Origin of the sequence: Streptomyces sp. (assembly GCF_035645055.1) — a bacterium.
Classification (GTDB): domain Bacteria; phylum Actinomycetota; class Actinomycetes; order Streptomycetales; family Streptomycetaceae; genus Streptomyces.
This window is the reverse complement of the sequence record NZ_DASQNH010000031.1, coordinates 188,381-201,868: the sequence shown is the minus strand read 5'-3', so window position 1 is coordinate 201,868 and position 13,488 is coordinate 188,381. Positions and strand designations below refer to the sequence as shown.

Genomic DNA, 13,488 nt, shown 5'->3' with positions numbered 1-13,488 from the left:
CGGATCTGATCCAGGCCGGCTCACCGGCTGCGTTCGCGCTCCTGGCGGCGGGACTCCAGGGGGCGTTCTCGGCGGTAGCGGCGTTCCCACTCGGCCTGCTGGTCGCGTCGGGCGCGGTACGCCCGGTAGGTGGTGGGGGCGGACGCCGGGCCGGTGGGAGGCGGCGCGGTCGGTTGCCGGCCGTGGCGCACGCAGAGGAAGAGCAGGGCGACGGCGGCGAGCCAGTAGAGGGGGTTTCCGAAGCCCAGGACGACCAGGACGACCGCCCCGGAAAGCACGATGGTGCCCATGACAGGGCCTCCTTCCCTGGGACGTTGGTTCGGGGTGATGTCCTTGAGAATGCCCGGTGCCGACGGGGCGTCGCATCCGCTTTTCCGGGGCGGCCGGCGGGCCCGCCATGAGGGAATGGCGGGCATGAGCACGCCGCTTCCCTTCACGTCCTTCCGTCACGGCCACGACGGCGAACGGCTCAGCGGGGTGTACGGCGGTGACGGCACGGACTCCGCCGCGCCCACCGCCGTGCTGCTGCACGGAGCGGGCAGCGGCGGCAAGGAGCGGTTGCTGCCGCTGCTCGGCGAGTTCGTCGCCCAGGGCTGGCTCACCGGCTGGGCCTGTGGTTCCGTGACCACGCGGATGACCGGCCGGCGTTCGTGACCGCCCTGCTGGCCGGGCTCGGCGCCCCGGCTCCGCACTCGGGCCACGGTCGGTCCTGAGGATCACACGTCCGGTGCGGCCGTGACCACGCCCGCCGCGACGGCCGCGCCCAGGGCGGTGTGGTCGGCGGCGGTCTGGTCGGCGTAGGCCAGCGCGAAGTCGGCGATCGCGCGGTCGAAGGTGTCGGCGCCGCCGAGGTAGGCGGCGATGGCGATGCGGTCGCCGGAGCGGGCGTGCGCGCGGGCCAGGGCGGTGCCGCACAGGGCGGCGTAGGCGCGCAGTTCGGCGGGGCTCATCCCGGCGACGTCGGCGGAGCCCTTCATGTCGCGCAGCTGCCGCCAGTAGTAGGAGCGGCCGTGGGGTCCGGTCATCCAGCCGAGGAAGATGTCCCCGGCCGCCTGGAGCAGCCGTTGCCCGGCGACCACCCGATGGCCGGGATGGTCGTACGGCCCGCTCGGCAGGTGTTCCTCCAGGATGGACGCCCCGGCCTCCTTGACCTGGAGGAGCAGCGGGTCGTCGGGGTCGCGCCCGTCCAGCAGCACGAGGAAGCAGCGGGTGCCGACGCCGCCGACGCCGACCACCTTGCGGGCGGCGTCGGCGAACCGGTAGCGGTCGAGGAGCATCCGCCGCTCCTCGGCGAGGGTGGAGCGGTAGTCGCTGAAGATCTTGCGCAGGGCGGCGGCGTCGGGGGCGCCGGCGGGTTCGAGCAGTGGCGGGTCGTGGACGATACGGCGCCGGCCGTCGACGACCTCGGTCAGCTTGCCGAGGGCCTGGAGACCGGTGTGGCGGCGGGCCCGGGTGAGGCTGGCCTCGACCCGCCGGCGGCGGCGCGCGGAGCGGACCAGGGGCAGCAGCCGGTCCGCCTCGATCCGCTCGTACCAGGCGTCCAGCTCGCCCATCCGGGCCAGCCGCCGCATGGCGGTGCGGTAGGCGGTGGCCGACTCCAGAGTGGCCCGGTGCGCCTTGGCGTCGGTGTGGCCGTTCTCCCGGGCGGCGACCGCGACGCTGGCGGCGAGCCGTTTGACGTCCCACTCGAAGGGGCCGGGAAAGGTCTCGTCGAAGTCGTTGAGGTCGAAGAGGAGGCTGCGTTCCGGGGAGGCGTAGAGGCCGAAGTTGAGCAGGTGGGCGTCACCGCACAGCTGCACGGTCAGGCCGGTGTGCGGCTGGGTGGCGAGGTCGGCGGCGAGCACGGCGGCGGCGCCGCGCAGGAAGGCGAACGGGGAGGCGGCCATGCGTCCGTACCGGATGGGCAGCAGCTCCGGCAGCCGGTCGCGGCCCTGCTTCTCCAGTACGGCGACGGGGTCCTGCCGGTCGACGGGCGCGAGCCAGCCGGCGTGCGCGGTGCGGGGGACGCGTTTGCGGGCGGCCCTGCCGCGGTCGGCACGGTCGGCGGGGCTCGAGGGGCCGGTGGGGCTGTTGGGGCCCGCCTGGCCGGACCCGGTAGTCATGGCGCGGCGGCCGATGGCCGTGTGCGGTGGTCGTTGCCGTTGCGGTGCATCGCTCGCCCGTCTCCCTGGGTCGCCGCCTCCTGTTGGCAGTGAACGGCCGGGTGCGGGGGTGCCGCATGCCCAGTACGGCGAACGGGTGACCCCCGCGCGGTGCCGGCGTGGGCCGGTTGTCAGTGGCGTCGGGCAGGATCGGCGCTGCGGGACGGCCGGGACGGCCGACGGAACGGGACGGCCGGGACGGCCGGCAGTACGGGACGGCAGTACGGATCGACGGTGCGGAGGTCGGGATGAGCGGCGGGGCGGCACGGCGGCACATCGGGGTGGCGGAGCGGCGGACCCGGCTGGGGGTGCGGCACCGGCTGGCGGCGGGGGCGCGGGCCGCGCGCCCGGAGGAGGTGGCCGAGACGCTGGTGGCGCTGCACGGCTCGGATCCCGCGACGGTGTATCTGGCGGTGGGCGCGCGGCTGGCGGAGCCGGTGAAGACGGTCGCGGAGACCGAGCGGGCGCTCTACGAGGACAGATCCCTGGTCCGGATGCACGGCATGCGCCACACCGTGTTCGTGTTCCCCACGGAGCTGACCGCCGTGGTGCACGCCTCGACGGGGATCACGGTCGCCGCCCGGGAACGCGCCTCGCTGGTGAAGGACATGGCGAAGGCGGGCGCGCCGGACACGGCATGGCTGGCCGAGGTGGAGGCGTCGGCGCTGGCGGCGCTGGCCCGGCGCGGGGAGGCCACGGCGGCGGAGCTGGCCGCGGACGAGCCACGGCTGCGGGAGCAGTTCGTGTACGCGGCCGGGAAGAGCTACGAGGGCCTGCACACCGTCTCCGGGCGGCTGCTGCGGGTGCTGGGCGTTGAGGGCAAGGTGGTCCGGGGCCGGCCGCTGGGCTCCTGGACGTCGTCGCAGTTCCGCTGGGCCCCCGCGCCGGACCATCCCGAACTGGACGTCGCCGGGGCCCAGGCGGACCTGCTGCGCCGCTGGCTCGCCGTCTGCGGACCGGCCACCGAGGCCGACCTGAAGTGGTGGACGGGCTGGCGGGTGACGGAGGTGCGCCGGGCGCTGGGAGCGATCGGAGCGCGCGAGGTGGTGCTGGACGAGGGCACGGGGTACGTCGTCGAGGGCGACGAGGGGCCCGTGAGGGAGTCCGCCGAACCCTGGGCGGCGCTGCTGCCCGCCCTGGACCCGACGGCGATGGGCTGGCAGCTGCGGGACTGGTATCTCGCGCCGGAGCTGCGCCCGGCGCTGTTCGACCGCAGCGGCAATGTCGGGCCGACGGTGTGGTGGGACGGGCGCGTGGTGGGCGGCTGGGCCCAGCGCCCGGACGGCGGCATCGTCTGGCGGATCCTCGACGGCACCGGGGTGGGCCGGGAGGCCGAGGCGGCGATCGGGGCGGAGGCCGAGCGGTTGCGGGAGTGGGTGGGGACGACGCGGGTGACGCCGCGGTTCCGGACGCCGTTGGAGCGGGAGCTGGCGGGGTGACGCAGTGACATCCGGCCGAGCGCCCGCGCCGACTCCGGCCGGCATTCTCAGCGCCTCCGGACGCACGAAGACGCCGGGCACCGCGAAAGACACGGCACCCGGCGTCACGCCACCTCAGCGGCTGTACTTCATCAGCGCCCGCACCATGTGACACGTCGTGTCCGACGGCGGGTGGACGCCGATGAGCCGCGCCGCGTCACGGATCGTCTCGTTGCGGGCCTGGCCCGGCAGGAGGACGCCGGAGTCGAGCAGCGCTATGGCCAGGCGCATGGCCTTGAGCCGGCGGTTGTGCGAGATGTACCACTCACGGGGCCGCCCGGGCGGCAGCGGGCTCTTGAGGACGGGGGCGTACGGCAGGTCGAGCTGGACGGCACGGCGGGCGGTGGACTGGGTGGGCAACGGCTTGGGCTTCAGTGCGGCAGCGGGCACAGGCATCCTCCTGTCGCGGTCAGGGAACCGCCCGGAAGCCCCCGGCGATCCCCTCGAACACTGCTTCAATTCTACTGCCCGCCACTGACAGTCGAAGGTCCGCGAAGGCCATCAAACTCCCAGTTGAGAAGGGGAATTGCCGGTGTGTCGGACCGGTCTGGCGGGGCTCGTGGGACTCCCTGCCAAAATCGAACAGGCCAGGGTGCCGGCCCGGTGCCCGAACGGCCCCCCGCGTACCGTGTCCGGCATGGAAATCTGGATCAACCCCGCCTGCTCCAAGTGCCACAGCGCGGTTCAGCTGCTCGACGCCGAGGGCGCCGACTACACCGTCCGCCGCTACCTGGAGGACGTCCCGACCGAGGACGAGATCCGCGCCGTACTCGACCGCCTCGGCCTCGAACCGTGGGACATCACCCGCACCCAGGAGCCGGCCGCCGAGGAACTGCGCCTGAAGGAGTGGCCGCGGGACGCCGCCTCGCGCGATCGCTGGGTGCGGGCGCTGGCCGAGCACCCGAAGCTGATCCAGCGTCCGATCATCACCGCGGACGACGGCACGGCCGTGGTAGCCCGCACGGAAGACGCCGTACGGGACGCCTTGTCCCGTTAGGGGGTTTCTCGGCCCTTTGTCGTGCGGCGGGAGTCGGAGCGGTCCACGCTGTTACCCTCCGCCGCCATGACCTCAGGCGATCAGGGAATCGACCCGTACGTCCGGATGGCCGTGGCCGGTGTCACCGGCGCCGTACTGCTCGCCACCGTCGCCGCCGGGACCGCCGTGTGCGCCGGCGGCGACGACGGCTCGGCCGCCCCCACGCCCGCGCTCTCCCCCCTCGACACCCGCCCCGCCATCCGCCCCGCCATCCGCCCCGAGCGGGCGTTCCCGGAGACGGGCGTACGACTGGGAAGCGGCACCCGCTACGAGCGGGTCGACCTGGCCACCACCCCCGACTGCGCCCAGGGCATGTCCGCGGAGCCGGCGGCACGGATCGAGCGGGGTGAGGGCTGTCTGCGACTGACCACCGCGCTCTTCACCGACGTGGAGCGGCGCTCCCGGGTGACGGTGACCGTGCTCAGCTTCCGGCGGGCCGAGGACGCCTCGACGGTGTTCGCGGCGGGGATGCCGACGGTGCCGCCCGGATCGGTGGGGGTGTTCCGCCGGCTGATGACGGTCCGCTCGGTGGTGTTCGCCCACGGCCGGTGGAGCGACGGGGCGGAGACGGCCGAGGCCGCGCTCGCCCGGCAGACCGAGGAACTGCTCCGGTACGCCGGCGGCAACGTGACGGCGTACGAGGAGGGCGCCTCCGCAACTGCCTTGTGACGCAGGCCACTTCAACCTGCGGGCGGGCCCACTGAGTAACCTCGTTCGGGATCTCGTACATAGCGGCGTACGCACCCCGACCTCTTCAGGAGGCGCGCATGTCGCGCAGGAGAACTCTCAGCACCAAGAAGAAGATCGCGCTGCTGGTCGGCGCTGCCACGGTGGCGGGCGGCGGTGCCTTCGTCATGGCGAGCACGTCGAACGCCGCGCAGTCGGCGAAGGACTCGACCGTCTGCCAGGGCCTGGCCACCGCCCTCGGCAACAACCAGCGGTTCATCGCGGAGCAGCGGGCCCAGCCGGACGCGCAGTCGGAGGCGCGGATCGCGAACCGCGAGGCGGTCATCGCGGAGATCCAGCGCAAGCAGCAGGCCTCCGGCTGCGAGGTGGGCGAGGCGGTCGGGGGGCCGGCTCAGGGCTCCCAGCCGGCACAGCCCTCCGCACCCGCCGGGGCCGGGCAGCCGTCCGCACCCGCCGAGGAGGCGCAGCCCTCCGCACCCGCCGAGGAGGCGCAGCCGTCGCAGCCCGTGGAGGCGGCCGGTGAGCAGGTGTGCAACGGGTCGACGGTCACCCTCTCCGGTGAGGGCGGCGCCCCGGCCGCGTCCAGCAACCAGTTCCCGGCGGGCACGAAGCTGAAGGTGACCAACCTGGACAACGCCAAGTCGACGACGGTGGAGGTCACCTCGGTCTCCGGCAGCTGCGTCCTGCTGAACAACGCGGCCTTCGAGCAGGTCCGCGAGCCCGGCAAGTTCCTGATCCGCCGGGCGCTGATCGAGAAGGTGGGGTGAGACTCGGGCAGCTCGGGTCCCGCTGCTCCCGGCCGGGAGCAGCGGGACCGGCCACCGGCCTCGCGGAAGGAAATCCGGCCTCGGCGGCCGACGGAGGGGACGGCCGCCGGGCCGGACGCCGCGCCTACCCCTGCGGGGGCGGCGTACTCCCATCGCATACGAGCCGCCCCGCGGCTCCCCGCCCCCGCGCGCAAGCGGTGAGGTCTCGCATCCGCGCTCCCCTCACGCTGTGAGTCGCACCACAGCACCACCAGGTAACACGGGGTTCACATTCGAGCAATGACCGGGAAATCGCCTGTTGACAGGCTCGCGGACAACAGCGCGGCGCCCAGTGCCGCAGCGCCGCAGCACCCGCAAGCGCGCCCGACCCACCCCCGAAGGATGTGGCCCGTGACCTTCAAGGCTGAGTACATCTGGATCGACGGCACCCAGCCGACCGCCAAGCTCCGCTCCAAGACCAAGATCATCACGGGCGGGCCCGCCGGTCTGGACGCGCTGCCGATCTGGGGCTTCGACGGGTCCTCCACGAACCAGGCCAAGGGCCACTCCTCGGACCGTGTCCTCAAGCCGGTCTTCAGCTGCCCGGACCCGATCCGCGGCGGCGACGACATCCTCGTCCTGTGCGAGGTGCTGAACATCGACATGACGCCGCACGAGTCCAACACCCGTGCCGCGCTGGCGGAGGTCGCCGAGCGGTTCGCGGCCCAGGAGCCGATCTTCGGCATCGAGCAGGAGTACACCTTCTTCGACGGCGCCCGTCCGCTCGGCTTCCCCGAGGGCGGCTTCCCCGCCCCGCAGGGCGGCTACTACTGCGGCGTCGGCGCCGACGAGATCTTCGGCCGTGACATCGTCGAGAAGCACCTCGACAACTGCCTGGCCGCGGGCCTGGGCATCTCCGGCATCAACGCCGAGGTCATGCCGGGCCAGTGGGAGTTCCAGGTCGGCCCGCTCTCCCCGCTGGAGGTCTCCGACCAGCTGTGGGTGGCCCGCTGGCTGCTCTACCGCACCGCCGAGGACTTCGGCATCTCCGCGACCCTCGACCCGAAGCCGGTCAAGGGCGACTGGAACGGCGCGGGCGCGCACACCAACTTCTCCACCAAGGCGATGCGCGAGGGCTACGACGCGATCATCACCGCCTGCGAGTCGCTGGGCGAGGGCTCCAAGCCGCTCGACCACGTCAAGAACTACGGCGCGGGCATCGACGACCGTCTGACCGGCCTGCACGAGACCGCCCCGTGGGACAAGTACTCCTACGGCGTCTCCGACCGCGGTGCCTCGGTCCGCATCCCGTGGCAGGTCGAGAAGGACGGCAAGGGTTACATCGAGGACCGCCGTCCGAACGCCAACGTCGACCCGTACGTGGTGACCCGCCTGCTGGTGGACACCTGCTGCTCCGCCCTGGAGAAGGCCGGCCAGGTCTGATCCGCACAACGGCTCCGGAAGGGGGGCGCCCGCCGTATTGGCGGGCGCCCCCCTTCCGCGTGTCGCGCGCCGTCATGGGGCCAGGGTGACCGACTGGGCGGAGCCGCAGCACGCGTACGGCAAGGCGGAGGACACACAGGCAGCGCATGCCACGCGGTGTGCGGGACGCCGTACGGCGGCTGCCGTGGCGTTGTCAGTGCCCCGTGTCATCGTGGGGTCATGGAGAACGGCGGCGGCCTGGACATCAAGGCCGAGACGGAGAACTGGCAGACGCACACGCGGATTCCGGCGGACGGACTGCGGGCGCTCGTGGCGCGGATCGGGGAGCCCGGGGACCGTTTTTTGGTGCTGAAGCGGATACCGGACCTGCCGGACGTCTTCGCCCAGGTGTGGCACGAGCGGGGCGGCGACTACCGCCTGGAACACCGCGCCGGCGCCGACGCCTTCTTCGGTACGAACCTCGCCGACCGGGACCGGGTCGCCGCCCTTCTGACCGGCTGGGCCCGCCGGGCGGAGGGCTGGGACGCGGGCGTGGCCTGGGAGCCGATCGACCTGGGGCCGCGGGAGGAGGTCCCCGAGCTGCCGGACGACGTCCGCGCGACGCTCGAGGAGCGAGTGCGGCTGGCCCTGCGCTGCGGGTACGACGACCGCGACCAGCTCGCCGAACTGGCGGAGGACTACCTGGCCGACGGCGACGAGCGGCCGGTGTCCAAGGCCCAGGCACGGCAGTTGGCCGACCGCTTGTGGCTGGAGCGGCTGGCCGAGCAGGAGACCTGGGAGGGCGTCACCGACCCCGAACGCCTGGCCGGGGCATTCGCGGCGCTGGACGCCGGCGGCATCACCGCCCGGGAGAACTTCACCTGCTGCCGGAGCTGCGGCATGGCCGAGATCGGCGCCGAGCGCGAGGAGGCGCGCGGCTTCGTCTTCTTCCACCGGCAGAGCACCGAGCACGCCGTCGAGGGCTTCGGCCTCCCGCTGTACTACGGCGGTCTCGACGGCTCTGAGGAGACCACGGCGTCCGTCGGCCGCGAGGTGGTGGCGGCGCTGGCCGCCGCCGGCCTGTCGGCGGACTGGGACGGCGACCCGGGCCGTTCGATCACCGTCACGGGCCTGGACTGGCGCAGACGGCTGGAGGGATGAGGCCGTCGGCCGGAGAGCGCCGGCTTCCCGCCGCGTTCCGGCCGGGGGCGTCCACGCGGTGAGAGAGCGGTGACAGAGGGGTCCGGTCCGCGGCCCGCGCGTGCTTGAATGGAGGCATGGCCAGCTTCCAGAAGTACTCCGCGACGGGTCGCCATGACCTCGAGCCCTTCTGGCCTTCCCGTCAGCACCACGACTACGACCGGGTGTGTTGCCGCGCGACGAACGCGCCGGCCCTCTAAAGCCGTACACCCCGGCCTTCGGTCGGCGCGACGACGTACGTCCCTTCCCGACGGACTCTCGCGCGAAAAGAGCTGACCTCTCATGGCGACCACTCGTTCCCTGTCCTCCCGGTCCACCCTCTCCTCGGCTGCCGCCACCGGCACCGCCACGGGCACGGCCACCGCCCACGGCGCCCGGCACCGGCTGCGCGCCGTCGACCGCGACGAGGTGATCGACGTCGCGGACTTCCTGCCGCCGGGCGCCACCTGGCTGCCGGCCCCGCAGCACGCCCTGCCCGTCCTGCCGGGCCGCCCGCCGATGGTCGGGTATCTGGTGCTGGTCCCGGCGGACCAGCAGCCGCCGTTCCCGCCGGTGGCGGTGCCGGACCAGCGGGCCCGGGAGGCGTCCGAGGAGGGACCGGCGGACACCGAACCCACCCTCGGCGAACCCCTCATCCGCATCGACTCCGTCCGCCGCACCGCGGAGGTGGACGGGCGCGAACTGGACCTCACCTACCTGGAGTTCGAGTTGCTGGCCCATCTGGTGACCCACCCCCACCGGGTGCACACCCGCGACCAGCTGGTCGGCACGGTGTGGGGCTACGGGCACGTCGGCGACGGCCGCACGGTCGACGTGCACATCGCCCGGCTGCGCCGGAAGCTGGGCGCCGAGCACCGGGACACCATCCGCACCGTGCGCCGGGTCGGCTACAAGTACACCCCGCCGGCCGGCCGCTGACCGTCTGCCCTGGGCAGATTCGCTGTCCTCCCGCACCGCGAGCGGGCAGAGTCACCGGCATGAGACTTCTGGTGCTGGGCGGTACGGAGTTCGTGGGGCGGGCGGTCGTGGAGGCGGCCGTGGAGCGGGGCTGGGACGTGACGGTGTTCCACCGGGGACGCCACGCGGCGCCCGCCGGGGTGCGGGCGCTGCACGGCGACCGCACCGCGCCCGACGGGCTCGCCGCGCTCGCGGACGGCGAGTGGGACGCCGTCGTCGACACCTGGTCGGCGGCGCCCCGCGCGGTGCGGGACTCGGCGCGGCTGCTGCGGGGCCGCGCCGGGCGGTATGTGTACGTGTCGAGCTGCTCGGTGTACGACTGGGCGCCGCCCGCCGGATACACCGAGGACGCGCCGCTGGTCGGGGGCGCCGATCCGGATGCCGAGCAGACCGAGTACGCGCGCGACAAGCGGGGCGGCGAGCTGGCCGTGCTGGACGCGTTCGGCGCGGACCGCTCGCTGCTGGCCCGGGCGGGGCTGATCATCGGTCCGTACGAGAACGTGGGCCGGCTGCCCTGGTGGCTGACCCGGATGGCCCGCGGGGGCCCGGTGCTGGCGCCGGGCCCCCGGGATCTGCCCGTGCAGTACATCGACGTCCGTGATCTCGCCGAGTGGATCCTCGGCGGTGTCGAGCGCGAGCTGAGCGGGCCGTACAACCTCGTCTCCCCGCAGGGCCACGCCACCATCGGCAGTTTCCTGGAGGCCTGCGCCCGGGTCACCGGGGGCGGTGCCGAGCTGTGCTGGACCGACCCGGAGGTGATCCTGGAGGCCGGGATCGCGCCGTGGACCGGGCTGCCGGTGTGGGTGCCGCCGGGCAGCGATCTGCACGACGCCCTGCACTCCTCGGACGTCTCCCGCGCTGTCGCGGCGGGCCTGCGCTGCCGTCCGGTCGAGGAGACCGTCACCGACACCTGGAGCTGGCTGCGGTCGCTCGGCGGGGTGGCCCCGCAGCGCCCGGACCGGCCGGAAAAGGGGGTGGACCCGGAGACGGAGGCGAAGGTGCTCGCTCAGGCGCACGGCCGTCAACTGCCGTGACCGACAGGCAATTTCAGCGACGTTTGAACACCCGTGGGACTCCTTCCGTATGGAGGGGGGCCGCTTCACTCCTGTCGGGCGCCTCGATGCTGCCCCGCAAGGAAGTCAGAGGAGTTCCATGGGACGCAACACACGAAAACGCCGTACGCCGCTGGCCACCAAGGCCATAGCCGCATCGGCGGCCCTAGCGCTCGGTGGGGGCGGGCTGATCTGGGCGAACTTCTACGCCTCGGCGCACGAGGACGAGGACCGCTGGCCGAACCGGACCCGGTCGGCGACGGCACAGATCGCCACCATCGACTGCCCGGACGTCGGCCAGCGGCTCTACGACGTGCCGGACCGGGCCCGGGGCGAGGTGGACGGCGAACTGGCCACCCTGGACCAGCAGATCACCGAGGCCTACCAGCGGCTGGCCACCACCCGGGACGCGCAGGCCCAGGACGCGAGCTTCGTCCAGAACGCGATCCTCCAGCCGCTCAAGGACCGCCGCAAGGCGATCATCGACCGCATCCAGCTGGAGATCAGCCGGGCCGGCGGCAACGTCTCCGAGGACCTGGACACCCTCTCCGGCTGCGCCGGCACCCCGTCGGAACAGCCGCAGACCACGGACGGCCAGAACGGCGACGGACAGAACGGCGACGGACAGCAGGACGGCGGAGACCAGAACCAGGACGGCAACGGCGACGGACAGCAGGACGGCGGACAGCAGGACGGCGGACAGCAGGGAGGCAACGGCGGTCAGGCCGGCAACGGCCCGGTGGCGGCGGACTTCCAGGACATCACCACCGTCCAGCCGAACTCCCGCAACCTGCCGAACGGCCTCGCCGCGAACGGCCGGTCCGGTTCGCGCGGCGTCTTCATCACCAAGTGCGGCACCAACGGCAACGACAACCACAACACGGACAACGTGATCGTCGCCCCCGGTGTCACCAACGGCGCCCACCACCTGCACGACTACGTCGGCAACCAGAACAACGACGCCTTCGCGAGCGACGAGGACCTGGCCCGCGCCGACACCAGCTGCCAGAACCCGGGCGACCGGTCGTCGTACTTCTGGCCGGTGCTGCGCCTCCAGGACGGTTCGCAGGACTTCGACCAGAACGACGCCGGCGGCGGCACCGAGGGCAACGTCGGCCGGATCCTGGAGCCCGCGCAGGCCCAGCTGAAGTTCGTCGGCAACAGGCGCGGCCCGGTCGTCCCGATGCCCCCGGCCCTGCGCATCATCACCGGTGACGCCAAGGCCTTCGTGAACGGCCTGGCGAACGCCAACACCTCCTGGAGCTGCACGGGCTTCGAGGACCGGCAGCTGACGGACAAGTACCCGCTGTGCCCCGAGGGCAGCGACGTGGTGCGCACGTCCAAGTTCCAGAGCTGCTGGGACGGCCAGAACATCGACAGCGCCAACCACCGCACCCACGTGGCGTTCGTCCGGCCCGACGGCTCCTGCCCCGGCGGCTTCAAGGCGATCCCCCAGCTCCAGGTCCGGCTGGTCTACGACGTGCCGGCCCCGACCATCGAGAACGGGGTGGTCCAGAACCCGTTCGCGGTGGACACCTTCCCGGAGCAGCTGCACAAGCCGATCACCGACCACAACGACTTCATCAACTTCTTCTCCCCGGAGCTGATGAACAAGATGGTCACGTGCATCAACACCGGCCGTAAGTGCCAGTAGCCGCGAGTGCGTCCACACGAAGGCCGGCGGTGGGAGACCCACCGCCGGCCTTCGCCGTGTCAGCTCAGTGCGCGCCGTGGGAGGCCCCGTGGTCCTTCCCCTCCTCCAGCGTCCCCCCGAGCGTGCCGCGCAGCGCCGTCACCACCGCCGGCTCTCCCACGGCCACCCACTTGCGGCCGACCAGGTAGTGACCGCCGTAGTCCTTCGCCCCGTTGATCCACTCCCGCTGGCCGCGATCGGTGGCGAACGTGGCGAGGATGAACCGGCCGTTCCCGTTGCGGCAGATCGCCTGCCGGATCTCGTCGGCGTCCGTCTGGATGTCCGGCTCGCAGCGCGCCTCGGCGGCCAGCTGCTCCAGGCTCCCCTCGGCGGTCCTGGGCACCTCGGCGCGCTCCCGCTCCCCGCCGGAGCCGCAGCCCGCGAGCGCCAGTACGGCCAGGGCCACGGCGAGCATCGGTCGGGTCAGCCTCATCAGTTCCTCCGGTCGGGGCGTCGGACAGCACTGCCTTTCGTCGATACGGCTGCCGGGCCCCGCGCGCTCAAATCACCTGCGTCGCACGTCCGTCCGTGCGAAGGTGACCTGGTGAACCAGGACTGGGAAGACCGCGTGTCCGCGGCGTGGGCCGGCTTCGACAGCTACCCGGAGGACCGGGCGGCCGAGTTCCGCGCGGTGATCGACGCGCTCGTCGCCGAGCTTCCCGAGGGCAGCCCCGACGCGCCGTTCGAGCGGGCCTGCGCCTGGGACTCCACGGGGCACTCCGGCGAGGCGGTGCCGCTGTACCGGGAGGCGCTGGCGCGCGGGCTCACCGGTTACAAGGCTCGGCGCGCCAAGATCCAGCTGTCCAGCTCCCTGCGGAACACCGGTCACCCGGAGGAGGGTGTCGCGCTGCTGACGCCGGAACTCGACGCGCCGTCCGACGAGCTGGACGACGCCGTGCGCGCCACGCTCGCGCTGTGCCTGTCCGCTCTGGGCCGCGACCGGGAGGGCCTGTCCCTGGTGCTCGGCGCCCTCGCCCGCCATCTGCCCCGTTACCAGCGCTCGATGGCGAACTACGCCCGCGCCCTGGTCGAGCCGGGGGCCTGAGTCCCCCGAACGGCGGTGACCATCCGCCGTG

Annotated in this window: 15 protein-coding genes; 11 read left to right on the top strand and 4 right to left on the bottom strand. The window is 73.1% G+C overall.

The window, feature by feature from the left end; translation table 11 throughout:
* Positions 1–20: 20 nt before the first annotated feature.
* A complete protein-coding gene (locus VE614_RS10605; protein ID WP_324935056.1) occupies positions 21–290 on the bottom strand; it encodes a hypothetical protein in 270 nt (89 codons plus the stop codon).
* 124 nt (positions 291–414) lie between these two features.
* On the opposite strand from VE614_RS10605, the gene VE614_RS10600 reads away from it, so the two are divergent.
* Positions 415–654 carry a hypothetical protein gene (locus VE614_RS10600; RefSeq protein WP_414719553.1) on the top strand — a complete coding sequence of 80 codons (240 nt, stop codon included), beginning with the start codon at positions 415–417 and terminating at the stop codon, positions 652–654.
* A gap of 62 nt (positions 655–716) precedes the next feature.
* Here the strand turns inward: VE614_RS10600 and VE614_RS10595 are convergent, their stop codons facing one another.
* Positions 717–2,102 carry a DUF2252 domain-containing protein gene (locus tag VE614_RS10595; protein ID WP_324935054.1) on the bottom strand — a complete coding sequence of 462 codons (1,386 nt, stop codon included), beginning with the start codon at positions 2,100–2,102 and terminating at the stop codon, positions 717–719.
* 287 nt (positions 2,103–2,389) lie between these two features.
* Here VE614_RS10595 and VE614_RS10590 point away from each other — a divergent pair, with 287 nt between their 5' ends.
* A complete protein-coding gene (locus VE614_RS10590) occupies positions 2,390–3,580 on the top strand; it encodes a winged helix DNA-binding domain-containing protein (protein ID WP_324935052.1) in 1,191 nt (396 codons plus the stop codon).
* 114 nt (positions 3,581–3,694) lie between these two features.
* Here VE614_RS10590 and VE614_RS10585 read toward each other — a convergent pair whose 3' ends face one another.
* Positions 3,695–4,009, bottom strand: coding sequence for a hypothetical protein (locus VE614_RS10585; RefSeq protein ID WP_324935050.1), 315 nt, complete (start codon positions 4,007–4,009; stop codon positions 3,695–3,697).
* 247 nt (positions 4,010–4,256) lie between these two features.
* Between VE614_RS10585 and VE614_RS10580 the strand changes: the two genes are divergently transcribed.
* From VE614_RS10580 to VE614_RS10545, 8 genes are all read left to right on the top strand, one after another.
* The gene (locus VE614_RS10580; RefSeq protein WP_324935048.1) at positions 4,257–4,616 is read left to right on the top strand and encodes an ArsC/Spx/MgsR family protein; all 360 of its coding nucleotides are present in this window, start codon (positions 4,257–4,259) and stop codon (positions 4,614–4,616) included.
* Between the two features lie 66 nt (positions 4,617–4,682).
* Positions 4,683–5,324 carry a hypothetical protein gene (locus VE614_RS10575; RefSeq protein WP_324935046.1) on the top strand — a complete coding sequence of 214 codons (642 nt, stop codon included), beginning with the start codon at positions 4,683–4,685 and terminating at the stop codon, positions 5,322–5,324.
* A 98-nt stretch (positions 5,325–5,422) separates the two neighbouring features.
* Complete coding sequence (locus VE614_RS10570; RefSeq protein WP_324935044.1) at positions 5,423–6,109, top strand: hypothetical protein; 687 nt, start codon at positions 5,423–5,425, stop codon at positions 6,107–6,109.
* Between the two features lie 390 nt (positions 6,110–6,499).
* Positions 6,500–7,531 carry a glutamine synthetase gene (gene glnII / locus VE614_RS10565; protein ID WP_324935042.1) on the top strand — a complete coding sequence of 344 codons (1,032 nt, stop codon included), beginning with the start codon at positions 6,500–6,502 and terminating at the stop codon, positions 7,529–7,531.
* 219 nt (positions 7,532–7,750) lie between these two features.
* Positions 7,751–8,671, top strand: a complete 921-nt coding sequence (locus tag VE614_RS10560) for a DUF6891 domain-containing protein (protein ID WP_324935040.1) — start codon at positions 7,751–7,753, stop codon at positions 8,669–8,671.
* Positions 8,672–8,992: 321 nt separating this feature from the next.
* The gene (locus VE614_RS10555) at positions 8,993–9,628 is read left to right on the top strand and encodes a winged helix-turn-helix domain-containing protein (RefSeq protein ID WP_324935038.1); all 636 of its coding nucleotides are present in this window, start codon (positions 8,993–8,995) and stop codon (positions 9,626–9,628) included.
* 59 nt (positions 9,629–9,687) lie between these two features.
* Positions 9,688–10,701 carry an SDR family oxidoreductase gene (locus tag VE614_RS10550; protein WP_324935036.1) on the top strand — a complete coding sequence of 338 codons (1,014 nt, stop codon included), beginning with the start codon at positions 9,688–9,690 and terminating at the stop codon, positions 10,699–10,701.
* A gap of 118 nt (positions 10,702–10,819) precedes the next feature.
* Entirely contained in the window at positions 10,820–12,373 is a 1,554-nt protein-coding gene (locus VE614_RS10545) for a DUF1996 domain-containing protein (protein WP_324935034.1), read from the top strand.
* Positions 12,374–12,437: 64 nt separating this feature from the next.
* On the opposite strand, the gene VE614_RS10540 is transcribed toward VE614_RS10545, so the two are convergent.
* Positions 12,438–12,845, bottom strand: a complete 408-nt coding sequence (locus tag VE614_RS10540) for a hypothetical protein (RefSeq protein ID WP_324935032.1) — start codon at positions 12,843–12,845, stop codon at positions 12,438–12,440.
* 111 nt (positions 12,846–12,956) lie between these two features.
* Here VE614_RS10540 and VE614_RS10535 point away from each other — a divergent pair, with 111 nt between their 5' ends.
* On the top strand, positions 12,957–13,457 hold the full coding sequence (locus VE614_RS10535; protein WP_324935030.1) for a tetratricopeptide repeat protein: 501 nt from the start codon (positions 12,957–12,959) through the stop codon (positions 13,455–13,457).
* Positions 13,458–13,488: the final 31 nt, after the last annotated feature.

Excerpts from the sequence above, each read along its gene's own strand:
- VE614_RS10570 (WP_324935044.1), top strand. The coding sequence starts at position 5,423 with ATGTCGCGCAGGAGAACTCTCAGCACCAAGAAGAAGATCGCGCTGCTG.
- VE614_RS10600 (WP_414719553.1), top strand. The coding sequence starts at position 415 with ATGAGCACGCCGCTTCCCTTCACGTCCTTCCGTCACGGCCACGACGGC.
- VE614_RS10560 (WP_324935040.1), top strand. The coding sequence starts at position 7,751 with ATGGAGAACGGCGGCGGCCTGGACATCAAGGCCGAGACGGAGAACTGG.
- VE614_RS10555 (WP_324935038.1), top strand. The coding sequence starts at position 8,993 with ATGGCGACCACTCGTTCCCTGTCCTCCCGGTCCACCCTCTCCTCGGCT.
- VE614_RS10575 (WP_324935046.1), top strand. The coding sequence starts at position 4,683 with ATGACCTCAGGCGATCAGGGAATCGACCCGTACGTCCGGATGGCCGTG.
- VE614_RS10580 (WP_324935048.1), top strand. The coding sequence starts at position 4,257 with ATGGAAATCTGGATCAACCCCGCCTGCTCCAAGTGCCACAGCGCGGTT.
- VE614_RS10550 (WP_324935036.1), top strand. The coding sequence starts at position 9,688 with ATGAGACTTCTGGTGCTGGGCGGTACGGAGTTCGTGGGGCGGGCGGTC.
- VE614_RS10595 (WP_324935054.1), bottom strand. The coding sequence starts at position 2,102 with ATGACTACCGGGTCCGGCCAGGCGGGCCCCAACAGCCCCACCGGCCCC.
- VE614_RS10545 (WP_324935034.1), top strand. The coding sequence starts at position 10,820 with ATGGGACGCAACACACGAAAACGCCGTACGCCGCTGGCCACCAAGGCC.
- VE614_RS10605 (WP_324935056.1), bottom strand. The coding sequence starts at position 290 with ATGGGCACCATCGTGCTTTCCGGGGCGGTCGTCCTGGTCGTCCTGGGC.
- VE614_RS10590 (WP_324935052.1), top strand. The coding sequence starts at position 2,390 with ATGAGCGGCGGGGCGGCACGGCGGCACATCGGGGTGGCGGAGCGGCGG.
- VE614_RS10540 (WP_324935032.1), bottom strand. The coding sequence starts at position 12,845 with ATGAGGCTGACCCGACCGATGCTCGCCGTGGCCCTGGCCGTACTGGCG.